28 protein-coding genes are annotated in these 23,345 nt (G+C 61.7%); 11 read left to right on the top strand and 17 right to left on the bottom strand.

Annotated elements, in window-relative coordinates; genetic code table 11:
* Positions 1-67: 67 nt before the first annotated feature.
* Genes EL191_RS11165 through sdhC form a run of 4 tightly spaced genes read right to left on the bottom strand, consistent with a single transcriptional unit; the run spans position 68 to position 3,299 of the window.
* Positions 68-775, bottom strand: coding sequence for a succinate dehydrogenase iron-sulfur subunit (locus EL191_RS11165; RefSeq protein ID WP_013715382.1), 708 nt, complete (start codon positions 773-775; stop codon positions 68-70).
* A gap of 11 nt (positions 776-786) precedes the next feature.
* Positions 787-2,559, bottom strand: a complete 1,773-nt coding sequence (gene sdhA, locus EL191_RS11160; RefSeq protein ID WP_013715381.1) for a succinate dehydrogenase flavoprotein subunit — start codon at positions 2,557-2,559, stop codon at positions 787-789.
* Between the two features lie 3 nt (positions 2,560-2,562).
* The gene (gene sdhD, locus EL191_RS11155; protein WP_024308045.1) at positions 2,563-2,931 is read right to left on the bottom strand and encodes a succinate dehydrogenase, hydrophobic membrane anchor protein; all 369 of its coding nucleotides are present in this window, start codon (positions 2,929-2,931) and stop codon (positions 2,563-2,565) included.
* Positions 2,925-3,299: a succinate dehydrogenase, cytochrome b556 subunit gene (gene sdhC, locus EL191_RS11150; RefSeq protein WP_013715379.1), complete on the bottom strand. Its 375-nt coding sequence runs from the start codon at positions 3,297-3,299 to the stop codon at positions 2,925-2,927. The genes sdhD and sdhC overlap by 7 nt, the downstream gene beginning before the upstream one ends.
* Positions 3,300-3,661: 362 nt before the next feature.
* Between sdhC and gltA the strand changes: the two genes are divergently transcribed.
* Entirely contained in the window at positions 3,662-4,942 is a 1,281-nt protein-coding gene (gene gltA, locus EL191_RS11145) for a citrate synthase (RefSeq protein ID WP_041979482.1), read from the top strand.
* Between the two features lie 66 nt (positions 4,943-5,008).
* Here the strand turns inward: gltA and EL191_RS11140 are convergent, their stop codons facing one another.
* The 3 genes from EL191_RS11140 to EL191_RS11130 form a co-directional block, all read right to left on the bottom strand.
* The gene (locus tag EL191_RS11140) at positions 5,009-5,608 is read right to left on the bottom strand and encodes an START domain-containing protein (RefSeq protein ID WP_013715377.1); all 600 of its coding nucleotides are present in this window, start codon (positions 5,606-5,608) and stop codon (positions 5,009-5,011) included.
* Between the two features lie 65 nt (positions 5,609-5,673).
* Complete coding sequence (locus EL191_RS11135; protein ID WP_013715376.1) at positions 5,674-5,925, bottom strand: YkgJ family cysteine cluster protein; 252 nt, start codon at positions 5,923-5,925, stop codon at positions 5,674-5,676.
* Between the two features lie 125 nt (positions 5,926-6,050).
* Positions 6,051-6,926 (bottom strand): NAD(P)-dependent oxidoreductase, encoded by an 876-nt coding sequence (locus EL191_RS11130; RefSeq protein ID WP_041979484.1) that lies wholly within the window; start codon positions 6,924-6,926, stop codon positions 6,051-6,053.
* A gap of 121 nt (positions 6,927-7,047) precedes the next feature.
* Here EL191_RS11130 and EL191_RS11125 point away from each other — a divergent pair, with 121 nt between their 5' ends.
* The 3 genes from EL191_RS11125 to rhtA all read left to right on the top strand — a co-directional run bounded on the left by EL191_RS11125 (position 7,048) and on the right by rhtA (position 9,084).
* Positions 7,048-7,596 (top strand): exonuclease domain-containing protein, encoded by a 549-nt coding sequence (locus tag EL191_RS11125; RefSeq protein ID WP_013715374.1) that lies wholly within the window; start codon positions 7,048-7,050, stop codon positions 7,594-7,596.
* Positions 7,597-7,734: 138 nt separating this feature from the next.
* A complete protein-coding gene (gene ppnP / locus EL191_RS11120) occupies positions 7,735-8,016 on the top strand; it encodes a pyrimidine/purine nucleoside phosphorylase (RefSeq protein WP_041979485.1) in 282 nt (93 codons plus the stop codon).
* Between the two features lie 216 nt (positions 8,017-8,232).
* The gene (rhtA, locus tag EL191_RS11115; protein ID WP_013715372.1) at positions 8,233-9,084 is read left to right on the top strand and encodes a threonine/homoserine exporter RhtA; all 852 of its coding nucleotides are present in this window, start codon (positions 8,233-8,235) and stop codon (positions 9,082-9,084) included.
* On the opposite strand, the gene EL191_RS11110 is transcribed toward rhtA, so the two are convergent.
* Genes EL191_RS11110 through EL191_RS11090 form a run of 5 tightly spaced genes read right to left on the bottom strand, consistent with a single transcriptional unit; the run spans position 9,081 to position 13,392 of the window.
* Complete coding sequence (locus tag EL191_RS11110; protein WP_041979486.1) at positions 9,081-10,838, bottom strand: ABC transporter transmembrane domain-containing protein; 1,758 nt, start codon at positions 10,836-10,838, stop codon at positions 9,081-9,083. The genes rhtA and EL191_RS11110 overlap by 4 nt on opposite strands.
* A 7-nt stretch (positions 10,839-10,845) precedes the next feature.
* Positions 10,846-11,253 carry a DoxX-like family protein gene (locus tag EL191_RS11105; protein ID WP_041979489.1) on the bottom strand — a complete coding sequence of 136 codons (408 nt, stop codon included), beginning with the start codon at positions 11,251-11,253 and terminating at the stop codon, positions 10,846-10,848.
* Positions 11,246-11,680 (bottom strand): thiol-disulfide oxidoreductase DCC family protein, encoded by a 435-nt coding sequence (locus EL191_RS11100; RefSeq protein ID WP_041979491.1) that lies wholly within the window; start codon positions 11,678-11,680, stop codon positions 11,246-11,248. The genes EL191_RS11105 and EL191_RS11100 overlap by 8 nt, the downstream gene beginning before the upstream one ends.
* Entirely contained in the window at positions 11,677-12,267 is a 591-nt protein-coding gene (locus EL191_RS11095; protein WP_041979493.1) for a DUF1287 domain-containing protein, read from the bottom strand. Before EL191_RS11095 ends, EL191_RS11100 begins: the two co-directional genes overlap by 4 nt.
* A 9-nt stretch (positions 12,268-12,276) precedes the next feature.
* A complete protein-coding gene (locus EL191_RS11090) occupies positions 12,277-13,392 on the bottom strand; it encodes an ATP-NAD kinase family protein (RefSeq protein WP_041979497.1) in 1,116 nt (371 codons plus the stop codon).
* A gap of 147 nt (positions 13,393-13,539) precedes the next feature.
* Here EL191_RS11090 and EL191_RS24405 point away from each other — a divergent pair, with 147 nt between their 5' ends.
* Positions 13,540-13,707 carry a PA1571 family protein gene (locus EL191_RS24405; RefSeq protein WP_017360767.1) on the top strand — a complete coding sequence of 56 codons (168 nt, stop codon included), beginning with the start codon at positions 13,540-13,542 and terminating at the stop codon, positions 13,705-13,707.
* Positions 13,708-13,748: 41 nt separating this feature from the next.
* Here the strand turns inward: EL191_RS24405 and msrB are convergent, their stop codons facing one another.
* Positions 13,749-14,144 (bottom strand): peptide-methionine (R)-S-oxide reductase MsrB, encoded by a 396-nt coding sequence (gene msrB / locus EL191_RS11085; protein WP_017360766.1) that lies wholly within the window; start codon positions 14,142-14,144, stop codon positions 13,749-13,751.
* A 289-nt stretch (positions 14,145-14,433) separates the two neighbouring features.
* Here msrB and EL191_RS11080 point away from each other — a divergent pair, with 289 nt between their 5' ends.
* The 3 genes from EL191_RS11080 (at position 14,434) to htpX (ending at position 17,065) form a co-directional block, all read left to right on the top strand.
* Positions 14,434-15,645 carry a pyridoxal phosphate-dependent aminotransferase gene (locus EL191_RS11080; RefSeq protein ID WP_041979498.1) on the top strand — a complete coding sequence of 404 codons (1,212 nt, stop codon included), beginning with the start codon at positions 14,434-14,436 and terminating at the stop codon, positions 15,643-15,645.
* Between the two features lie 6 nt (positions 15,646-15,651).
* Positions 15,652-16,104, top strand: coding sequence for a hypothetical protein (locus EL191_RS11075; RefSeq protein WP_013715363.1), 453 nt, complete (start codon positions 15,652-15,654; stop codon positions 16,102-16,104).
* 88 nt (positions 16,105-16,192) lie between these two features.
* Entirely contained in the window at positions 16,193-17,065 is an 873-nt protein-coding gene (gene htpX / locus EL191_RS11070) for a protease HtpX (RefSeq protein ID WP_017360762.1), read from the top strand.
* A 62-nt stretch (positions 17,066-17,127) separates the two neighbouring features.
* Here htpX and EL191_RS11065 read toward each other — a convergent pair whose 3' ends face one another.
* On the bottom strand, positions 17,128-17,784 hold the full coding sequence (locus EL191_RS11065) for a thiopurine S-methyltransferase (RefSeq protein WP_041979500.1): 657 nt from the start codon (positions 17,782-17,784) through the stop codon (positions 17,128-17,130).
* Positions 17,785-17,837: 53 nt separating this feature from the next.
* Between EL191_RS11065 and EL191_RS11060 the strand changes: the two genes are divergently transcribed.
* Both EL191_RS11060 and EL191_RS11055 read left to right on the top strand, forming a co-directional pair.
* Positions 17,838-19,070, top strand: coding sequence for a transporter substrate-binding domain-containing protein (locus tag EL191_RS11060; RefSeq protein ID WP_041979502.1), 1,233 nt, complete (start codon positions 17,838-17,840; stop codon positions 19,068-19,070).
* A gap of 92 nt (positions 19,071-19,162) precedes the next feature.
* A complete protein-coding gene (locus EL191_RS11055; RefSeq protein WP_041979505.1) occupies positions 19,163-19,930 on the top strand; it encodes a DODA-type extradiol aromatic ring-opening family dioxygenase in 768 nt (255 codons plus the stop codon).
* Here EL191_RS11055 and EL191_RS11050 read toward each other — a convergent pair.
* On the bottom strand, positions 19,927-20,511 hold the full coding sequence (locus tag EL191_RS11050) for a TetR/AcrR family transcriptional regulator (protein WP_017360759.1): 585 nt from the start codon (positions 20,509-20,511) through the stop codon (positions 19,927-19,929). The two genes, EL191_RS11055 and EL191_RS11050, sit on opposite strands and share 4 nt — an antisense overlap.
* Positions 20,512-20,613: 102 nt before the next feature.
* On the opposite strand from EL191_RS11050, the gene EL191_RS11045 reads away from it, so the two are divergent.
* A complete protein-coding gene (locus tag EL191_RS11045; RefSeq protein ID WP_017360758.1) occupies positions 20,614-21,051 on the top strand; it encodes a hotdog fold domain-containing protein in 438 nt (145 codons plus the stop codon).
* 39 nt (positions 21,052-21,090) lie between these two features.
* On the opposite strand, the gene EL191_RS11040 is transcribed toward EL191_RS11045, so the two are convergent.
* A complete protein-coding gene (locus EL191_RS11040; RefSeq protein WP_041979509.1) occupies positions 21,091-22,080 on the bottom strand; it encodes a YhdH/YhfP family quinone oxidoreductase in 990 nt (329 codons plus the stop codon).
* A 69-nt stretch (positions 22,081-22,149) separates the two neighbouring features.
* Entirely contained in the window at positions 22,150-23,169 is a 1,020-nt protein-coding gene (gene sohB / locus EL191_RS11035; protein ID WP_041979511.1) for a protease SohB, read from the bottom strand.
* Between the last annotated feature and the right edge of the window lie 176 nt (positions 23,170-23,345).

Raw genomic sequence — 23,345 nt, 5'->3', positions numbered from 1 at the left:
CTCTGGCTTTTGCTGCAATACCGGCCGAAGCCGGTATGCAGGTGTTACAGGTACAGCAACTTGCGAATCAGGTACCGCTCTGCAGCAGCATGTTACGCACGTGACCGATGGCCTTGGTCGGGTTCAGACCCTTCGGGCACACGTTCACGCAGTTCATGATGCCGCGGCAGCGGAACACGCTGAACGGATCGTCCAGAGACGCCAGACGCTCGGCGGTCTTGGTGTCACGGCTGTCGGCCAGGAAGCGGTAGGCCTGCAGCAGTGCAGCGGGACCGAGGAACTTGTCCGGGTTCCACCAGAACGACGGGCAGCTGGTCGAGCAGCACGCGCACAGGATGCACTCGTACAGGCCGTCGAGCTTCTCACGCTCTTCCGGCGACTGCAGACGCTCGATGGCCGGAGCCGGCGTATCGTTCTGCAGGAACGGCTGCACCTTCTCGTACTGCTTGTAGAAGATGCTCATGTCGACGACCAGGTCACGAATAACCGGCAGACCCGGCAACGGGCGAATCACCAGCTTGCCGCCCTTGAGGCCGGCAGCGGAGATCGGCGTGATACAGGCCAGGCCGTTCTTGCCGTTGATGTTCATGCCGTCGGAGCCACAGACGCCTTCACGGCAGGAGCGGCGGTAGGAGAAGCCTTCGTCCTGTTCCTTGATCAGCGCCAGTACGTCGAGGACCATGATGTCCTTGCCGCCGGTGTCGACCTGGAAGTCCTGCATGAACGGAGCAGCGTCCTTCTCCGGGTTGTAGCGATAAACACTGACTTGCAACATATCAGTCACCCTTAATAAGTCCGAACCTTGGGTTCAAATGCCGGAACGGTCTTCGGCGCGAAGTTCACGTCACGCTTGGCTACGCGCTTCTCGCCCGGGAAGTACAGGGAGTGGCACAGCCAGTTCTGATCGTCGCGCTCCTCGAAATCTTCACGAGCGTGTGCACCGCGGGACTCTTTACGAGCCTCGGCAGCCACTGCGGTCGCTTCGGCGACTTCGAGCAGGTTTTGCAGTTCCAGCGCTTCGATACGCGCAGTGTTGAACGCCTGGCTCTTGTCCGCGATTTTGACTTTCGCGATGCGCTCACGCAGGTCGGCCAGTTGTTGGATGCCCTTCTGCATGTATTCGCCGGTACGGAATACACCGAAGTAGTTTTGCATGCACTGTTGCAGTTCTTTACGCAGCGGGGCCACGTCTTCGCCAGTGCTGCGCTCGTTGACGCCAGCCAAACGCGACAGCGACTGCTCGATGTCGGTTTCGCTGGCACCACGGACCTCCACGCCTTCTTTCAGCGCTTTTTCCAGGTGCAGACCAGCGGCGCGGCCGAATACCACCAGGTCAAGCAGCGAGTTTCCGCCCAGACGGTTGGCGCCGTGTACCGATACACAGGCGACTTCACCAACAGCGAACAGGCCTTCGATGATGGTGTCCTTGCCGCTGGCATCCTGGGTGATGGCCTGGCCATGAATGTTGGTGGCAACGCCGCCCATCATGTAGTGGCAGGTCGGGATGACCGGGACCGGAGCGACGACCGGATCGACGTGAGCGAAGGTCTTCGACAGCTCGCAAATGCCTGGCAGGCGGCTGTGCAGCACTTCCTCGCCCAGGTGATCGAGCTTCAGCAGCACGTGGTCCTTGTTCGGGCCACAGCCGTTGCCGGCGATGACTTCCTTGACCATGGAGCGCGCAACCACGTCGCGGCCAGCCAGGTCTTTGGCGTTCGGAGCATAACGCTCCATGAAGCGCTCGCCATGGGCGTTGATCAGGTAACCACCCTCGCCACGGCAGCCTTCGGTAACCAGCACACCAGCGCCAGCGATACCGGTCGGGTGGAACTGCCACATTTCGATGTCCTGCACCGGCACACCGGCACGCAGGGCCATGCCCACGCCATCACCGGTGTTGATCAGGGCGTTGGTGGTGGAGGCGTAGATACGGCCAGCACCGCCAGTTGCCAGGACCACGGCCTTGGAGCGAATGTAGACGGTCTCGCCAGTCTCGATGCAGATGGCGATGATGCCGACGATGGCGCCATCCTGGTTCTTCACCAGGTCAACGGCATACCACTCGTTGAGGAACGAGGTGCCGGCTTTCAGGTTGGCCTGATACAGGGTGTGCAGCAGCGCGTGACCGGTACGGTCGGCAGCGGCGCAGGTACGAGCCGCCTGGGTCGGATTGTCCGGCCCCTTGGACTGACCGCCGAACGGACGCTGATAGATGCGGCCCTGCTCGGTACGGGAAAACGGCAGGCCCATGTGCTCGAGCTCGAACACAGCCTCCGGCCCAACGGAACACATGTACTCGATCGCGTCCTGGTCGCCGATATAGTCGGAACCCTTGACGGTGTCGTACATGTGCCAGCGCCAATCGTCGTTCGGGTCGGCCGAGGCGATGGCGCAGGTAATGCCACCCTGAGCGGAAACGGTGTGCGAGCGAGTCGGGAACACCTTGGTGACCACGGCAGTCTTGTGACCGCCCTGAGCCAATTGCAGCGCAGCACGCATGCCGGCGCCGCCGCCACCTACGATGATGGCGTCATAGGAAAGAGTACGGATGCTAGCCATGAATCAGAAACCCCACAGAATCTGCACGCCCCAGACGAACATCGCGAACATGGCGATGCCACACACGGCCTGGAACAGGAAACGCACACCAGTCGCCCACTTGCCCAGCGCCATCGGCGTCAGGTAGTCGGTGGAAATGGTCCACATGCCAACCCAGGCGTGCACGCTCAGTGCAACCAGAGCCAGCAGGCTGAAAATGCGCATTGCGGTATGCGAGAACAGACCATGCCACTCGGCGTAGCCCATGCCCGGATTGCAGATCACATAGCCCAGCAGAAACAGCGTGTAAGCCGCAAGAACGACCGCAGAAACGCGTTGCGCCATCCAGTCATAGAGGCCCGAACGCGAGAAATTCGTGACATTAGTTACCATATCCATACCCCCAGCAGCACGATCACGACCGCCGCAACGGCGATGACGATTTTCGAGCCCAGCTTGCCGCCTTCCAGCGTCTCGCCGATGCCCATGTCCATGATCAAGTGGCGCACGCCGGCCACCAGGTGATACAGCAGAGCGGAAAGAAGACCCCAGATCACGAACTTGGCCAGCGGACTGGTCAGGCATTCTTTCACCTGGGCGAAGCCCTCTTCGGAGGTCAGCGACTTGTCGAGGCCGAACAGCAGAATGGCGATACCGACAAAGAGGATGACACCGGAGATACGGTGAAGAATGGAGGTGTAAGCGGTGACTGGGAGCTTGATAGTCCTAAGGTCTAGGTTTACAGGTCGTTGGCTATTCACGGCTTTTTATCACACTGAGAGCCCCTAACTATCAGGGCAAAGTTGTTGGGAAGTGCACTGGTCAGGTACCCATCACCCAAGGAGTGACGACCGCCATGATATGGCCGCAAAGCCCCTGGCGGTCGGGCGCAGAGTATAGACAGTTAGCAGACTAATGACAATGCAATGCCCTACCCCAAAAAGCGCATTGCAGCCTTTAAACAAATGGCGTAAATAGCGGCCTTTTTTCGTTGAAAATCACGCGCAAACCCTTCTACTGTCTGGGTTCTCGCAAATTGACTTTCGGATTTATCTCACTATAGTGGTGCGGGCCCTGCGTGGGGGGCTGTCTGATGATTTCAAGCATAACTAGGAGGCCACATATGGCTGACAAAAAAGCGCAGTTGATCATCGAGGGCAATGCCCCCGTCGAACTGCCCGTTCTGACCGGCACTGTTGGTCCCGAAGTAATAGATGTGCGGAGCCTGACCGCCACGGGTCGGTTCACATTTGATCCTGGTTTCATGTCGACCGCCTCTTGCGAGTCGAAGATCACCTACATCGACGGCGACAAAGGGATTCTGCTGCACCGCGGCTACCCCATCGAGCAACTCGCCGAGCAATCCGACTACCTGGAAACCTGCTACCTGCTGCTCAACGGCGAACTGCCGAGCAAGGAAGAGAAGGCCCAGTTCGTCAGCACCATCAAGAACCACACCATGGTTCACGAACAGTTGAAGACCTTCTTCAACGGTTTCCGCCGCGATGCTCACCCGATGGCCATCATGTGCGGCGTGGTCGGCGCCCTGTCCGCCTTCTATCACGACTCGCTGGACATCAAGAACCCGCAGCACCGCGAAGTATCGGCCATGCGCCTGGTGGCCAAGATGCCGACCATCGCCGCCATGACCTACAAGTACTCCATGGGTCAACCCATGATGTACCCGCGTAACGACCTGAACTACGCGGAAAACTTCCTGCACATGATGTTCAACACCCCGTGCGAGATCAAACCGATCAGCCCGGTGCTGGCCAAGGCGATGGACAAGATCTTCATCCTCCATGCCGACCACGAGCAGAACGCCTCCACCTCCACCGTACGCCTGGCTGGCTCCTCGGGCGCCAACCCGTTCGCCTGTATCGCCGCCGGCATCGCCGCGCTGTGGGGCCCGGCCCACGGTGGCGCCAACGAAGCGGTGCTGACCATGCTCGATGAGATCGGCAGCGTGGACAACATCGAAAAATTCGTGGCCAAGGCCAAGGACAAGGACGACCCGTTCAAGCTGATGGGCTTCGGCCACCGCGTCTACAAGAACTTCGACCCGCGCGCCAAGGTCATGAAGCAGACCTGCGACGAAGTACTGGCCGAGCTGGGTATCAACGATCCGCAGCTGGAACTGGCGATGAAGCTGGAAGAGATCGCGCGCAACGATCCTTACTTCAAGGAGCGCAACCTCTACCCGAACGTGGACTTCTACTCGGGCATCATCCTCAAAGCCATCGGCATTCCGACCTCGATGTTCACCGTGATCTTCGCCCTGGCGCGTACCGTCGGCTGGATCTCACATTGGAAGGAAATGCTTTCCGGCCCGTACAAGATTGGCCGCCCGCGTCAGCTGTACACCGGTTACGAGCAGCGCGACCTGCCAGCCGACCGCGGCTGATAGCACCGCGAGACAAAAAAGGCTGCCAATCTGGCAGCCTTTTTTATTACGGGAAGCGCTACTGGTTCAGCGCCCTTCCACCTTAGCCCGCAAGCCCTGCAGGGTCTGCAACGGCGCATCGACGACGAAACTGTTGGCCAACCAAGACGGCACGCTGCCGCCCGGCTCGGTATGCACCTCGTACGTCACTTCCACCTTGCCGCCATCCAGCGGTTTCAGGTGCCACTGCCCATCGACGCGCTGCACGCGGACGAAGTCCTTCTCCTCCGGCAAGCGCTCTGGCACCGCCTTGAGCAGCCGGGTCACGCTGCCATCGGCATCGGTTTGCGTCGTCACCTGAATAACCGAGTCGCGAGCTTTCACCGGCCAGGGCATTTCGAAACGGGTGTACAGCTCACTCACATCGCCTTTGGTTTCCAGCAGGCGCTGTTGCTGACAACTGAAGATCCAGGCACAGGAACCTGCGACGTCCTCCTGCACGGCCTGCACGGCAGCTAGATCGCCATTGATCGTCACCACGCCGCGGTAAGCCTTGTACTTGGACCCCGGCACATCGGCCAGGTACACGCTGACACCATCTTCTTCACGCTCCAGCTGCCACTGCCTTTCGGCAGCCTGGGCAGCAGTCGCACACATCAGCATCGCCAGAACGGAAAAACGCATCATCTTCGAGCAACTCCCGGTGGGACTGTTTGCGATTCGACCCACGAGGGGGCAAGCGGTTCAGATCATCAGGCAGTCGCCTGCTCCAGCCACCCCAACATGCGAATGGCGCTTTCGCGATCATCCGCGCAGAGCTGTTCTTCCGCCTTGAAGCCCGCGCATACAGCAGGCCTCTCAGGGCGGCCGAAAATGGCGCAGAGGAACTCGGCATTGAGATGGATGCAGCGCACACCTGCCGGCTTGCCGTTCGGCATACCTGGAATCGGCGAGCTGATGGAAGGCGCGATGCAGCAGGCACCGCAACCGGCACGACACTCCATGAAACGACCTCGACTACAAACGAACGGCGGCGATCCTAATCAGCCGCGCGCCATCCGTCGATATCTTTGGCGGGCCGGTGCACCCTGCTTTGGCTTCCAACCCGACCGCCTCCAGCAGCATAGGCCTACTGGCGGTTACGCTGCAGGCGCGCCAGCAGGCTCGAAGTGTCCCAACGCCCGCCGCCCATGCCCTGAACATCGGCGTAGAACTGATCCACCAGCGCTGTCACCGGCAGTTGAGCGCCATTGCGACGAGACTCCTCGAGCACGATAGAAAGATCCTTGCGCATCCAGTCGACCGCGAAGCCGAAATCGAACTCACCGGCCAGCATGGTCTTGTAGCGATTTTCCATCTGCCACGACTGCGCCGCTCCCTTGCTGATCACATCGACCACCGCATGACCATCGAGGCCCGCGCACTGGGCGAAGTTCAGCGCCTCGGCCAGCCCCTGCACCAGGCCAGCGATGCAAATCTGGTTGACCATCTTGCTCAACTGGCCGCTGCCGGCCGGCCCCATAAGACGCATCATGCGCGCGTAGCACTGGATCACCGGCTCTGCCGCCGCGTAGGCCTGCTGCTCGCCGCCGACCATCACGGTCAGCACGCCATTGACCGCACCGGCCTGGCCACCAGACACCGGCGCATCGAGGAAACCCAGGCCACGCTCGGTCGCGACAGCCGCAAGCTCACGCGCCACGTCAGCCGAAGCAGTGGTGTGGTCGACCAGGATGGCACCTGGCGCCATACCAGCAAAGGCGCCCTGCTCACCCAGAATCACGCTGCGCAGATCATCATCATTGCCGACGCAGCACATCACCAACTCGGCGCCCTCTGCTGCTTCGCGCGGGGTCGCCGCGCTGCTGCCAGCATATTCCGCCACCCATTGCACGGCCTTGCCAGGCGAACGATTGTAGACCGTCACCTGATGCCCCTTGCGGGCAAGATGCCCGGCCATCGGATACCCCATAACGCCCAAGCCGATAAATGCGACCTTTGCCATAACAACCTCCTGCAGACATAGGCAGCAGAGCCTAACACGACGTTTGCCCTGGCCGGAAAGGCCTTCCATACTGCCTGCCAATCGGCCCCGAGCAAGGCCTTGCGAACGACTAGGAGCACCAATGGGACATTGGTTGGTCATCGACCTGGAAGCCACGACCGACGAAGGTGGCTGGCCGATGGAAGAAATGGAAATCATCGAGATCGGTGCCAGTCTGGTTGGCGTGGACGGCCATGAGCGCGATCACTTTCAGCGCATCGTCAAACCACAGCGGCGCCCGTGTCTGACAGACTTCTGCCGTGAGCTCACCCACATCACCCAGAGCGATGTCGATAGCGCTGCGCCAATGCCACAAGTCTGGGCCCAGTTCGAGCGCTGGCTGACCCAACATGCTCCTCGCCTGGTGGGCTGGAGCAGTTGGGGCGACTACGACCGCCGCCAACTGGAGCAGGAATGGCGCCAGCACCACTTGAACAGCTTGCTGTCTGAGGTTCCCCACCTGAATCTGAAGCAGGCTTTCGCCAAGGCCCGCCAACTCCAGCGCCCAATTGGCCTGCACAGTGCGTTGCAGCTGGCCGGCATGCAATTTCAAGGGCAGCAGCACAGAGCTCTCGAGGACGCACGCAATACCGCACGCTTATTGCCATTGGTACTTCCTCTCAAAGACTAATGACGAAGAAAAGCCGCTTGGGCATACTGGCGACCCTTTTATGGCCTGCCGCTTAAGGCAGCCATTCTTCGTACCGTCGTCAGGCGACGCTACGAACGGCTCCCGACAATTTCCCCAACTCCTTCCGAGGAATCGCAGATGTTCAAGGTCAACGAGTACTTCGACGGCACCGTCAAATCCATCGGCTTCGCCATGGCCGAGGGTCCTGCCACCATCGGCGTGATGGCCCCGGGTGAATACGAATTTGGCACCAGCCAGCTGGAAGTCATGCATGTCGTCGCCGGTGCCCTGACCGTGAAACTGCCGGGCAGCGACAGCTGGAACACCTTCGAGGCCGGCAGCCAGTTCACCGTCGAGGCCAATAGCAAGTTCCAGCTCAAGGTGGCCGTGGATACCGCCTACCTCTGCGAATACCGCTAACAGCCCGTTGAAAAACTACCTACGTTGGCAATACCGCGTTAAAAGCGACCTCAAAATGCTCATTTACAGCTTGTAAACTCCGCTTTTTCGGTCACTTTTGCCTTGTCTTGCCTGCCTCGCCTACGTTTTTTCAACGGCCTGGCAGCCACTAGGCGCCACGAAGAACCGGCCCCAGCGGCCGGTTTTTTCTTTGCTGATCACCACCAGGACACCCCCATGCCACGCTCCGCCCTTCTTGTCCCCATCGCCCTGCTCTTGGTGGCCATGGTTTCGATCCAGAGCGGCGCCTCGCTGGCCAAGAACCTGTTCCCGCTGGTAGGCGCCGAAGGCACGACAGCCCTGCGCCTGGTACTCGGCGCGATCATCCTGTCGCTGGTGATGCAGCCGTGGCGGGCCCGCCTGGACCTGCGCAAGTGCCATGCCCTGCTGGCGTATGGCCTGGCGCTGGGCGGCATGAATCTGATGTTCTACATGTCGCTGCAGAGTATCCCGCTGGGCATCGCCGTGGCACTGGAGTTCACCGGCCCACTGGCACTGGCGCTGTTTTCCTCACGCCGCCTGCTGGACTTCGTCTGGGTGATCCTGGCCATCGCCGGGTTGTGGATGCTGCTGCCCACCGGCGCCACGCAGCACGCCATCGACCCGCTCGGTGCGGCTTTGGCGCTCGGCGCCGGTATCTGCTGGGCGTTGTACATCGTCTTCGGGCAGAAGGCCGGCGCCCAGCATGGTCGCCACACCGTGGCCCTGGGCACCTGGGTCGCCGCACTACTGGTCTTGCCCATCGGCGCCTGGCACGCAGGCAGCGACCTACTCAGCCTCGACCTGCTGCCTATCGCTCTCGGCGTCGCGGTGTTGTCGTCCGCCCTGCCCTACAGCCTGGAAATGGTGGCGCTGACGCGTCTGCCAGCGCGCACCTTCAGCGTATTGATGAGCCTGGAACCAGCCGTCGCCGCAATGTGCGGCCTGGCCTTTCTCGGCGAGAAGCTGCTCTGGGGCCAATGGCTGGCCGTGGGCGCGATCATCGTCGCCTCGGCTGGCGCGGCTGCGACCATCAAACCGAAGAGCTAGCTGCCGAACTGCAACTCGGCCAAGCGCGCGTACAGCGGGCTGGTCGCGATCAACTCGGCATGCCGACCGATTGCAGCCAGGCGCCCTTGCTCGATCACCGCAATGCGATCCGCCTGCTTGACCGTGGCCAGACGGTGAGCGATCACCAAGGTGGTACGCCCGGCCATCAGCGAGGGCAGTGCCTGCTGGATCAGATGTTCACTCTCGGCATCCAACGCACTGGTCGCCTCATCGAGCAGCAGGATCGGGGCATCAGCCAACAGCGCTCGGGCAATGGCCAGACGCTGGCGCTGCCCGCCGGAAAGCCCGAGCCCAGCTTCGCCCAGATGAGTCTGGTAACCCTGCGGCAGGCGCTGGATAAACTCATCAGCGTGTGCGGCCCGCGCGGCAGCTTCCACCTCGGCCTGGCTGGCATCGAGGCGACCATAGCGAATGTTGTCCTCGACCGAGCCGAAGAATAGCGCCGGGTTCTGCGAAACCAGGGCGAAGCAGGCACGCAGCTCACGCGGGTCCAGTTGATCGATCGGCACGCCATCGATGAGGATGCGCCCGGCCTGCGGGTCGAAGAAGCGCAGCAGCAGATCGAACAGCGTCGACTTGCCAGCTCCGGACGGCCCGACCAGCGCCAGCGTTTCACCAGTTGCCACCCGCAGATCGACGCCATCGATGGCGTAACTGTCCGAACGCGATGGATAGGCGAAACGCACGCCCTGTAGCTCGATAATGCCCTGCACAGGATGCGGCAGATGTTGCGGCTCGTCCGGCGCGACAATGGCATTGCTGGAGCGCAGCAGCTCGCCAATACGCTCCGCCGCTCCGGCTGCGCGCTGCAGTTCACCGATCACCTCGCTCAAGGTACCGAAGGACGAACCGACGATCAGGCTGTAGAACACGAATGCCGCCAGCTCACCGCCGGAAATGCGCCCGGCGATCACATCCATGCCGCCGACCCAGAGCATCACCCCTACCGCACCGAGCACCAGCACGATGACCACGGTGATCAGCCAGGAACGCTGAGCGATGCGCTTGCGCGCCACATCGAAAGCCGCCTCAGCCGACTCGCCAAAGCGTCGCTTGTCCTCGTTCTGATGGTTGTAGGCCTGCACCGTCTTGATCTGCCCCAACACCTCGCCGACGTAGCTGCCAACATCGGCCACGCGATCCTGACTCTGCCGCGACAGCGCACGCACACGGCGGCCGAACAGCAGGATCGGTGCCACCACCAGGGGCAAGGCCAGCAGGACGATACCGCTGAGCTTGGGATTGGTGATCACCAGCAACACGCTGCCGCCAATCAGCATGATCAGGTTGCGCAGCGCCATCGACAGTGACGAGCCGATCACCGACTGCAACAGCGTCGTGTCGGCGGTCAGCCGCGACTGGATCTCCGAACTGCGATTGCTCTCGTAGAAGCCGGGATGCAGCTCGATCAGGTGATCGAACACCCGCCGCCGAATGTCGGCCACCACCCGCTCGCCGATCCATGACACCAGATAGAAGCGTGTGTAGGTGCCGAAGGCCAGTGCCAGCACCAGCACGAAGAACAACAGCAGGGACTGACGCAATGCGGCTGGGGATTGCGTGGCCAGTCCCTGATCCACCAGCAGCTTGATGCCCTGCCCCATGGACAGGGTGATCGCCGCTGTGAACAGCAAGGCCAGCAGCGCACCCACTACACGACCGCGATAAGGCGCGATGAAACGCCAGGCCAGGCGCATCGCGCCGCGCTGACGAGAAGACAGCATCGAGATCATACGAGCCTCAGGGGTCGGTAACCGTGGGCGCCTCGGCCAACCAGGCCACTGCGCACAGTGCCAATGCAGCCAGATTGGTAGAAAGCGGATTGAACGCCTGGATCAACAGATGGGGGCTCAGCAGCGCCACATCAAGCAGCAGCAACAGTAATGCCCCACCGGCCAACAGCAGAGGCCAGCGCTGACGGCGAATGGTCAGCAGCGCAATGCCCAGCAATACCTCGGCGATGCCTCCGATACGGGCGATCAGCTCCGGTGCGAACAACGGGTGATCGGGCAAGCCGTGCGCACCGATCATCGCCACCTCATCAGGGCTCAGCCAGAGGATTTTTGGCGCCAGGCCATGCCAAATGAAGACTGCGGCCAGCGCCAGCCGTGCAAGCCAGGCGATGTACGCCAGGCGCCGCTCAGTCATGTAGAAAACGCTCGGCGTGGTCTGCTGAAGGCAGCATACATACGTCATGCCGGCCAAACAGGCGATAGCGGTTCAGCGCGACGCGGTCATAGCACCAATCCCGCAGCGGCCGCGGAATCAGCCGCAACCATGAGAACGCACGCCAGGGCTGGGGCAATCGGGCAAGAATGCGCAGCAGCGCCGTGGAGCGCACATGCAGCCCGGCATCATCGATCAGCGCCATGGTGTCGAAACGGTCGGTGGGCAGCCCGTACCAGGCCAGCAACGCCTGCCCCTGGGGGGACTGCACCGAAGCCAGACGAAACCGGTGCTGCCGGTCATGGCGGATAAGGAATTTCGCCCAGCCGTTGCACAGCTTGCAGACGCCGTCGAACAGCACGACGCGCTCGCCTGCAGACAAGCCGGGTGGTAACGACGCTTGCGTCATCGCGTGGCACCCACCTGTTGCGCCTGCGGGCGGTAATGGCCGGTGATGCGGTAGGTGAACAGGATGTCTTCCTCCTGCGTGCCCCGGCCGATGTTATGCAGGATCAGCGGCGCACCATTTGACGCCTGACGATCGCTGACGATGCCGATGTGAGTCAGGCCACGCCCCAGATCCCAGGTGACGATATCGCCGGCTCGGTAGGAATCGGCGTCCTGACTGACCGGCAGCGACCAGCCCTGGCGCTTGAACCAGGTCATCAGATTGGGCACGCGACGGTGGTCGATGTTGCTGTCCGGTCGACTCAGGCCCCAGTTCTTCGGGTAGACGGCAAAGTTGCCGCGCATGTCGCGGTGCACCGCCTCCTGCAGATCCAGTCCCTGCTGCCGCAGCGCACGGATCACCACGTCGGTGCACACGCCGGTAGCCATAGGTACGTCGCCACCGGGATAACTCAACTGTCGGTAGGCCGGGTCATAACCCAGAGTCACGCCGACCTGCTTGCGTGCATCCAGCACCAGCCTGTCAGCTTCGATGGCCTGCGCGGCAAGCGCCAGCGACCAAGCCAGCAGTAGAACCAGCATGCGCATTGCGATCTCCTATCGACTCAGGGGGTAGAGCAACTCTTCCTTGTAACCCGCCCACACCCGCACGGCATCGGGGAAGGCATCATCCAGCGTCACGTCACCACTATCGACCAGCAGCGGCCGGCCCTCCAGCGTCGCCAGCTTGCGTTTGGTGGCGACCACGCGCAGGCGCTCCAGGCCGACGGCGCGCAGCACACGCGGGCTGATCTGCTGATTACCGCGACCAATGATATGCCCCTGGCCGCCGATTGCGGTCACCAACAAGTAGGTCGCATGTCCTTCTACCAGCGCGAACAGCTCGGCTTCGTTGACGTCGCGGGCGATCACCCGGCCATCCTCGATCACATCGACACCGAGCAAGGTAGTTTCCAGCCCAAGATTCTGCGCCAAGCCGTGCAGCGTCGAGCCGGGGCCGAACACGTAGCGAACGCCCGGCTCCCATTCACTCTCCAGCCAGGCGGCCAGATCGGCAAGCACCAGCTCTTCGGACTCCATCCCACCCTGCTTGACTGCCTGCACATAGCCGCCCTCTTGCGGCACGCACAACTCGCCATACCAGCGAGCGGTCACACGCCCCTCGCGCAGGGCAGCCTCGTCGATATCGCGAACTTCGCCACTGGCCAGGCGCACCAGACCGCCTTCGACCAGTCGCGCAGTCAGTTCGCCTGCTGCCCGTGGGCTGATGGCATAGACGCCAGACTGGATCTTCACCCCTGCCGGAATGCCCAGCACAGGCTGCGACGCGTTCACCACCGCACAGACATCACGAGCAGTACCGTCACCGCCAGCGAACAGAATCAGCGCCACGCCGGCGTCCTGAAGCTGCCGCACCGCACGGCGGGTATCTTCGGCGGTGGTCGCGCCCTCGCCCAACTCACCCAGCAAGCGATGCTCGAAGCCCATCTGCGCCAGTAGATCGCCACCCATGGCGCCGGGATAGCTGACGAACTCAATGCGTTCATGGAGGGTCGACAACTGTTCAAGCGCGGTACGCGTACGTTGCGCCGCTCTGGGCTCGACACCCATGGCCAGCGCCTGGCTGGCCATGCCGTCGCTGCCCTTGAAGGCGGCCGGGCCACCCAGCCCGGCCAGTGGATTGATGATCAGACCGATACGAAAACGCGCCATTTATCCCTCGTTCCATACAGGCTGGCACGCAGCCTGCAATACGACTTTTGCCAAGTGTTTTGTGACGGAGTTCCGCCGTCGCAGCTGTCACCGCGCCTTCATCTAGCCCTCCTAGACTGGCGCGCACTACCAATGAGGAGACAGGCCATGAGCTTGCAAGACAATGCCCAACATCCCGCCACCCAGCAATCGCATGCGCCGGTGGGTTTTATCATTGATGGTCAGGGCCGCGAAGTGCCGATCACCGAAGACATGATCCAGCAGGCCTGCAACGCCCTGGAAGAAAGCCGCCAGCCTTTAGAGCAGCAGAGTTGAACCCTAAGTGCCAGGCACGCAAGGTGCCTGGCGCGCCGTAATCAATCCCGCGGCACCAGTTTCAGCGACAGCGAATTGATGCAGTAACGCAGCCCCGTCGGCCGAGGGCCATCCGGGAACACGTGCCCCAGATGGGCATCGCACTTGGCGCATTTGACCTCGATGCGATGCATGCCATGGCTGTAATCGTCGAGGCTGGCGATCACCTCGTCGTTGATCGGCTGGAAATAGCTTGGCCAGCCACTGCCGGAATCGTACTTGGCGTCCGAATCGAACAGGGCTTCGCCACAGCAGGCGCAGTGGTAGACGCCTGGGGTCTTGCTGTCGTGGTAGGCACCGGTGAATGGTCGCTCCGTCCCTCCCAGGCGACAGACATGGAACTGCTCGTCGGTCAGTTCTTCACGCCAGGTGTCCAACGACTTGTCGACTTTATCCACGAGCGGGTTTCCTCCTCGGTAATGGGCAACACGGGTTTCGCGCGTGACGCCAGCACTCCCATGAGGAAATCGACCGCGGAAGCCTCGATTGAGAAGTTTCCGGGCCGCGACACGAGTGTGCGGCGCGTGGCAGGCCAGAAAAAAGCAGGGCTGGCACCTTTGCCGCGCCCAGGTCGCCACGTATGATTCGACCCCAGTCTGTCACCCACGTTACGGGCTGCCAAGATTCCCCGCCGGGAGAATTTTGCAGCGTGCTTCAGTGGGTTTTCCTTAGCTCGGGATTCCTTACATGCAGGTCAGCAAATCGAACAAGCTCGCCAACGTCTGTTACGACATTCGCGGGCCGGTGCTCAAGCACGCCAAGCGTCTGGAAGAGGAAGGCCACCGCATCCTCAAGTTGAACATCGGCAATCCGGCGCCGTTCGGTTTCGAGGCCCCTGAAGAGATCCTCCAGGACGTCATCCGCAACCTGCCCACCGCGCAGGGCTACAGCGACTCCAAGGGTCTGTTCAGCGCACGCAAGGCGGTGATGCAGTACTACCAGCAGAAGCAGGTCGAAGGCGTCACCATCGAGGACATCTACCTCGGCAATGGCGTCTCCGAGCTGATCGTCATGGCCATGCAGGCGCTGCTCAACAACGGTGACGAAGTGCTCATCCCGGCACCCGACTATCCGCTGTGGACCGCCGCGGTGGCGCTGTCCGGTGGCAAGCCGGTGCACTATATGTGCGACGAGCAGGCCGGCTGGTTCCCCGATATCGCCGACATGCGCGCCAAGATCACGCCGAACACCAAGGCGCTGGTGCTGATCAACCCGAACAACCCGACCGGCGCGGTATATTCCAGGCAAGTCCTGCAGGACATCGTCGAACTGGCGCGCCAGCACAACCTGGTGATCTTCTCCGACGAGATCTACGACAAGATCCTCTACGACGAAGCCGTGCACATCAGCACCGCCTCGCTGGCACCGGACGTGCTCTGCCTGACCTTCAACGGCCTGTCCAAGAGCTACCGCGTGGCCGGCTTCCGCTCCGGCTGGGTGGCCATCTCCGGGCCCAAGCACAAGGCGCAGAGCTACATCGAGGGCCTGGATATCCTCGCCAACATGCGCCTGTGCGCCAACGTGCCGAGCCAGCACGCGATCCAGACCGCCCTGGGCGGCTACCAGAGCATCAACGACCTGGTACTGCCCAACGGCCGTCTGCTGGAGCAGCGCAACCGCGCCTGGGAGCTGCTCAACGACATCCCCGGGGTGAGCTGCGTCAAGCCCATGGGCGCGCTGTACGCCTTCCCGAAAATCGACCCGAAGGTCTGCCCGATCCACAACGACGAGAAGTTCGTCCTCGACCTGCTGCTATCGGAGAAGCTGCTGATCGTCCAGGGCACCGCCTTCAACTGGCCGTGGCCGGATCACTTCCGCGTGGTCACCCTGCCCCGCGTCGACGATCTGGAGCAGGCCATCGGCCGTATCGGCAACTTCCTCAAGACCTACCGCCAGTAGGCCGGCATGGATCTGCAGATAGACGACTTCTACAAGGACGCTGCCAGCGGCCTGCTCATGCTCTATCAGGCCTTCCCGCGCAAGATGGCGCTGTACGTGGAAGACCTGATAGGCCGCGAGGAGCCTGACGAGTTCGGCCTGCCCAGCAAGCGCCACCAGGCCTGCCTGGGCGCATTGTTGTGGCTGGCCGAGGAAGGCTACCTGCGTTTCGAGTCGACCATTGCCTACGACGCACTGGATCAAGCAGTACTCAGCGAAAAAGGCTTCATGCGCCTTTCCCGCAGTATTCCTCATGCTCTACCGGAGGGCGAACCACTGCCTCCCAGCGTACGTCGCGTACATGCCACCCTGGCCTTCCAGTTGCGCGAAGCACTGGCGCGCCAGCATGGGGAACGTACCGCTCGGCTTACCCGTCTATTGTTCGATGCCCAGCCCAGCGCTACAGGCGACATAGTTTGAAATAGTCGCCAGTTGAAAGCCCCTGGGGGGCGCCCTTATATAGCCGGCATTAGTAAAAGTCTTTCCCCGTGAGGAGTCCGTTCACACCATGATGCGCATTATGTTGTTCCTGGCCACCAACCTGGCGGTGCTGATCATCGCCAGCATCACCCTCAAGCTGCTGGGGGTCGATCGGTTTACCGGCCAGAACCATGGCAGCCTGCTGATCTTCTGCGCCGTGTTCGGTTTCGCCGGCTCGCTGGTGTCGCTGTTCCTGTCCAAGTGGATGGCGAAGATGAGCACCGGTACCCAGATCATCACTCAGCCGCGCACCCGCCATGAACAGTGGCTGTTGCAGACCGTCGAAGAGCTGTCGCGCGATGCCGGCATCAAGATGCCGGAAGTGGGTATCTTCCCGGCCTACGAATCCAACGCCTTCGCCACCGGTTGGAACAAGAACGATGCACTGGTCGCCGTCAGCCAGGGCCTGCTGGAGCGCTTCTCACCCGATGAAGTGCGCGCAGTGCTGGCCCACGAGATCGGCCACGTAGCCAACGGTGACATGGTCACCCTGGCGCTGATCCAGGGCGTGGTGAACACCTTCGTGATGTTCTTCGCCCGCATCTTCGGCAACTTCGTCGACAAGGCCATCCTGAAGAATGAAGACGGCCACGGCATCGGCTACTTCGTGGCAACCATCTTCGCCGAACTGGTTCTGGGCATCCTGGCCAGCATCATCGTCATGTGGTTCTCGCGCAAACGTGAGTTCAAGGCCGATGAAGCCGGTGCGCGCCTGGCGGGTACCGGTGCGATGATCGCCGCGCTGCAGCGCCTGCGTGCCGAACAGGGCGTACCAGTGCAGATGCCTGACAGCCTGACCGCCTTCGGCATCAACGGCGGCCTGAAGAACGGCCTGGCCGGCCTGCTGATGACCCACCCGCCGCTGGAAGACCGTATCGAGGCGCTGCGCCGCCTGGGCTGATCCAGGTCAGCACACGAAAAAGGCGACCTCCGGGTCGCCTTTTTCATTGTCTGCCGCCACCGCTAACGGCGCGTCAGATGAAAGACTCGCTCGTCCACTGCGGCAAGGCCGCTGTCGGCGAAACGTGGATTACCCGCCAGCACGTCCTCTTCCTCGACCATGCGCAGCATCCAGCCGGCGGAGAAATGCCCCTGCACTTCGGCGTCCTCGACCGAGAACGGCGGACCGTCCATGCGCTGCTGGTCATAGACCAGCGTCACCAGCAGCCCCTGGCAGCTGCTCGGCAGTATCGCCTGCAGATGCGCGACATAACGTTCGCGCATTTCCGGCGGCAGGGCGATCAGCGCAGCACGGTCATAGAAGGCCTGGCAGTCGGCGACGTCTTCGCGGCTCAGGGCGAAAAAATCGCCACAAAGAATCTGCAACTCCCCCGCCTGATAGACCTTGAATGCACCGCGTTGCGATACCTGCGGCTGCACGTCACGTTCGGTAAAGAAATCCTGAACGGCGCGCTCGGCCAGCTCGACGCCGATCACCCTGTGCCCCTGCTCCGCCAGCCAGGCCAGATCGAGGCTCTTGCCGCACAGCGGTACCAGCACCGCCGAGCCGTTCGCCAGCCCGAGTGCGGACCAGTGGCGACGCAGATAGCCGTTGACCTTTTCCTGATGAAAACCAATTTGGCTGCGCGCCCAGCGCTCTTGCCAGAATGTCGCGTGCATCCCGCTCCCCTCACCTAAACTGAAATCAACAATCCTGTGCGCCAGGTGACTCCATGCCAGATCGCCACCTGTTTCCCTGCCTGCTGTTGCTCATCGCCACGCTGGCCCAGACCAGTGACGAAGACCACCCGACCGTGCGCCTCGATACCAGCCTCGAAGACCCTTACCAGGTGGTGGTCGACGGCGAACTCAGCGGCAGCTCGGTCACTGTACTCCAATGCATCTTCAGCCGGCTGCATCAGCCTTATCAAATCCAGCTCACTTCCCTGAGCCGAGCCCGGCAGAACGTCAGCCGCCGCATCGCTGATGGTTTCTTCAGCTCCGCACCAGATACCCAGGTCGATGGCTATGCGCAGCTTTCCGCGCCCCTTCTGATGGAAAAATGGTACTGGTACGCCTTGGAACCGCAAATCCTCAACAAACCCATATGGGAACGCGACCTGCGCATCGGCAGCGTTCTGGGCAGCAACAGCATGACCTGGCTGGAGGCGCGCGGCATCACGGTTGCGCAAAAGGTCCCGCGCCTGGAGCAACTGATCGAACTGCTCCAGCGCGGGCGAATCGACCTGTTTCTGGCCGATGACAATGTCATGCGCAGCGCCCTCTCCCAGCAACCGAAACAGCCGGACTTACAGCAGCGCTTCGTACGCTATTCACCATTAGGAGTGTATTTTTCTCACGACTTCCTGCAGCAACACCCCGACTTTCTTAACGCCTTCAACCGCCAGGTGGAACACTGCGCGCCCAGAGGCAGTACGCTCACCGACGCGGAGGCGCACTATCTGCGCCAGTTGACTGCCCAGCATCTGAGGCGCTGGGCTTACCATGATGAGCTGCTCAACGCCCTGCGCCAGGCCGCAACACGCAACACCAGCATCGAGCGTATCCGCGAGCTGGACCGCCAATGGCAGCGCGAACGCCTGTTCGAGGAGAAACCACTGATCCGCCGCCTGCTGCAGGCTCCGGCGTCACAGCTGCTGGCCAACATCACGCGTCAGCACCAGCCACTGTTCAACGAGATATTCCTCAGCGACCAATCTGGCCAGCTGGTCGCGATCAGCGAGATCACCAGCGATTACTGGCAGGCCGACGAGGATGACTTTCAACAGGCGCAACGTTTGGCGCCCGGCCAGGTGCATATTGGCAATATCGAATACGACGGTTCGACCCAGAGCTTTCAGAGCAAGGTCTCAGCGCCTATTCACGATCCGGAGGATGGGCGGCTGCTCGGCGTACTCAGCCTGGGCATCAACATAGAAACCGCCTTCGGCGACAACCTGCGCTAAACATCTAACCAATCGATTGGTATCGCTGAAAAACCTCATTATTCATCCATGGCCGCCTCGGGGAGAATGTATACAAATCTCTGGAGGTCCTCATGCTGCCCAGTCTGTTCATTTCCCATGGTTCGCCCATGCTGGCGTTGGAGCCCGGCGCCAGCGGTCCAGCGCTGGCCAAACTGGCCGCCGAATTGCCGAGCCCCAAAGCCATAGTGGTAGTGTCGGCCCACTGGGAAAGTCGCCAGTTGCTGCTGACCGCAGGTGAACAACCGCAGACCTGGCACGACTTTGGCGGCTTCCCGGCGCCGCTTTACGCCGTGCAATACCCTGCCCCAGGCGCTCCGGCCTTGGCTGGCGAGATTGCCCAGCAATTGAATGAGGCCGGTTTGGCAACCGAGCTAGACGCGCAGCGCCCCTTCGATCATGGCGCTTGGGTACCGTTGTCGCTGATGTATCCGCAAGCCGACATCCCCGTAGTCCAGCTGTCACTGCCAAGCCGTGAAGGCCCTGAGTTGCAGACGCGGGTAGGCCGGGCGCTGGCCAGCCTACGCGAGCAAGGCATCCTGCTGATCGGCTCCGGCAGTATTACGCATAACCTGGGTGAACTGAGCTGGCGCGCCGGTCCGGAGGTCATCACGCCCTGGGCCAAGGAGTTTCGCGACTGGGTAGTGGAAAAGCTTGGAGCGGATGATGAACAGGCCTTGCATCACTATCGTCGCCTGGCACCGGACGCCGTGCGTAATCACCCAAGTGAAGAACACCTTCTGCCCCTGTTCTTCGCGCGTGGTGCTGGCGGTGCTTTTTCCGTGGTGCACAGCGGCTTCACCTACGGCGCACTGGGCATGGATATCTATCGCTTCGACTAGCCGCTGCTCTTCACGCTGTCCCAGGCGATCTGCGCCAGTAGCTCACGGCACTCGCCCAGTTCGCTCTGGGTGCGGCCGGCCAGCCAGTTGCGCGCCAGGTCATGCGTCGGGCCTATCACCACAGAGGCGAAACAGTCATCCGGCAGCGCCTTGAACAGCCCCTGCTGGCGGTACTTGGCGAGCGCCGTGAGAATCTGCGCGAAGTGCTGTCGATTGGCTTCGCGCAGGGCATCACCCATCTCCCCTGCTTCGACCCGGCTTCGACTGTGCAGGATGAAACGCGCCCAATCCGGATTGGCCACCACCCAATCGATGTAGCTGGTCACCAGCAACTTGACGCAGGCCTCGGCGCTGGTCGCGCTGACGAATCCGCGCTGCAGCAGCTCGGCGTATTGTGCAGTGCCGCCCAGATAGAGCGCGGCGATGATCCGCTCCTTGTTGCCGAAGTGGTGATACAGACTGCCGATGCTCGCACCAGAACGGTCACGGATCATCTCGATGGTAGTGGCATCAACACCGTGCTCGGTAAAGCACGCCAGCGCGGCGTGCAGAATCTGGTCTTTGCGTGATGGACGGGACATGTGGCTCTCACGACTAGAATATTTTTCTAGAATAAATTTCTAATGCTCTTATACTGCCTCGGCGCGCGCTCATCTTCAATTGCCAACACGCAGGAGAGAGTCATGAGTCAGATGTTGCAGATGTTCCAACAGGCAGGTGCTAGCCATTTCAGTACGATGATCGGTCAAGTCGCCCCTTATTTCGCTAGCATCGCACCGCAGATGATCGAACTGCGCCCAGGCTATGCCGAGGTGCATTTTGCCAAACGCCGTGAGGTGCTGAATCACATCGGTACGGTGCACGCTATCGCTTTGTGCAACGCCGCCGAACTCGCCGCCGGCAGCATGACCGACGCCTCGATCCCCGGCGATTGCCGCTGGATTCCCAGGGGAATGACGGTGGAATATCTGGCAAAGGCCGACGGCGATATCCGCACGGTGGCCGATGGCAGCGAGGTGGATTGGGGAAAGACCGGCGACATCAAGGTACCGGTGATGGCCTACGTCGGTGATAAGGCGGTATTCCGCGCCGAGATCACCATGTATGTGAGCAGGACCTGAAAGCACGAGGCCCGTCATCGACGGGCCTCGTTTACCCATTCAATCGAGTCGCACCAGTATCCGGCCAACCATGCCGCCAGCCAGTATGCGGTCGATGGCCTCGGGCAATTCTGCCAACTCGACTTCCCGGCAAAGCGCCGAAAGATCAAGCTTCCACTGTAGCGACAGCTTGTCCCACATCGAAGCCTTGACCACCAGCGGCAACTCCACCGAGTCCACGCCCAGCAGGTTGACCCCCCGCAGGATGAACGGCAGTACGCTAGCCTGGAAGCTGACGCCGGCGGTCAGCCCGCAGCAGGCCACGCTGCCGCTGTGGCGCAGCGACTTGACCACGTTGAACAGGATATCGCCGCCCACCGTATCCACCGCAGCCGCCCAGCGCTCCTTGAGCATCGGACGCTCGCTGCCCTGCTGCAGCTCTTCACGGCTTACGATCTCGTCGGCCCCCAGGCCACGCAGAAACTCGGCCTGCTCAGCCTTGCCGGTGGCTGCGGCCACACGATAACCGAGCTGTTTGAGCAGTACGACCGCAATGCTGCCGACACCACCCGTGGCACCGGTGACCAATACGGTACCGGCCTCGGGCGTGACACCCGCCTGCTCCAGCTTGTCCACGCACAGTGCGGCGGTCAGGCCGGCAGTACCGAGGATCATCGCCTCACGCAGCGGCAGCCCCTGCGGGCGCTTGATCGCCCAGGCCGCCGGCACGCGGATGTACTGACCGAAGCCGCCGGCGGTATTCATGCCCAGGTCATAGCCGGTGACGATGACCTCGTCACCGACGGCGAACTCCGCCACGCTGGAGGCCTCGACCACGCCCGCTGCGTCGATGCCGGGCGTATGCGGATAGGCCTTGGTCACTCCACGATTGCCACTGGCGGACAGCGCGTCCTTGTAATTGAGCGAGGAATAGCGCACGCGGATCAGCAGTTCGCCTTGCGGCAGTTGCTCGACGTTGCGCTGGACGACTTCACTCTGGAAGCTGCCATCGGTGCCTTCACTGACCAGCAAGGCCTTGAACTCGGTCATCACCCTCTCCTCTTGTCGTGGTTTGCTGCGCGACGCAAGCCGGCCGCACAGCCCATCCTGAACGAAGTGTTACCAGAAGCGCTGCTGGTTGAGTCGACTCAGCCAGGTCAGCACGAAACGGTCCAAAGCCATGCTCGCAGCCAGCCCGACGCGTTCCTGCAGACTCTTTTTCTGAGCGAAATGCAGGTGGAACAGTTCAGCTTCGGCGGCGCGCTCAGCCAGGTACTGATCACTGGTCTTGAGCTCGTCTACCAGCAAACGCTCCTGCGCCGCCATGCCCAGCCAGACTTCGCCGGTGGCGATGGCGTCGATATCCAGCTGCGGGCGGTACCGGGCGACGAAGCCCTTGAACAGCTCGTGAGTGGTTTCCAGGTCTTCCTGGAATTTCTCCCGGCCCTTTTCGGTGTTTTCGCCGAACACGGTCAGGGTGCGCTTGTATTCACCAGCTGTCAGCACTTCAAAGTCGATCTCGTGCTTCTTCAGCAAGCGATGCACGTTGGGCAACTGCGCCACAACACCGATGGAGCCGAGAATGGCGAACGGCGCGCTGAGAATCTTCTGGCCGATGCAAGCCATCATGTAACCGCCGCTGGCGGCTACCTTGTCAACGCACACGGTCAGCGGAATGCCAGCGTCGCGGATGCGCACCAACTGCGAAGAGGCCAGGCCATAGCTGTGCACCATGCCACCACCGCTTTCCAGGCGCAGCACCACTTCATCCTCGGCCTTGGCCATCGACAGCAGCGCGGTCACTTCATGGCGCAGGTTGTCAGTCGCCGACGCCTTGATGTCACCATCGAAATCCAGCACGAACACGCGCGGTTTGCTCGGAGGTGCCTTCTTCTCCTGCTTGGCGGCCTTGACCTCGGCCTTGCGCGAAGCTTTGAGCTGGTCCTTGGACAGCACGCTCTGCTCCAGACGCTCGCGCAGGTCCTTGTAGAAATCATTGAGCTTCTGTACCTGCAGCTGGCCGCCTGCGCGCCGGCCTCGACCGCGAGTGGCAGCGATGGCCACCAGTACCACGACGATGGCGACCACCAGGGTCAGGGTTTTCGCCAGAAAGCTGGCGTACTCGCTAAGAAACTCCACGCATCCCCCTTGGGCAATACAGCGGCGCTTGCGCGCTCAAAGGCTCAAGCATACCGGCGCAGCGCCTTACCGGCCAAGCGCGTCAGTGCTGCGGAACAGCCACACGAGCAATTCAAACAAGCGTATGTTTTTTCGTTGACAGCCCCTGAGCTTCCTCATAACCTCGCGAAACATTC

The organism is Pseudomonas mendocina (assembly GCF_900636545.1).
Lineage (GTDB): Bacteria > Pseudomonadota > Gammaproteobacteria > Pseudomonadales > Pseudomonadaceae > Aquipseudomonas > Aquipseudomonas mendocina.
This window is presented reverse-complemented; position numbering and strand designations above follow the sequence as displayed.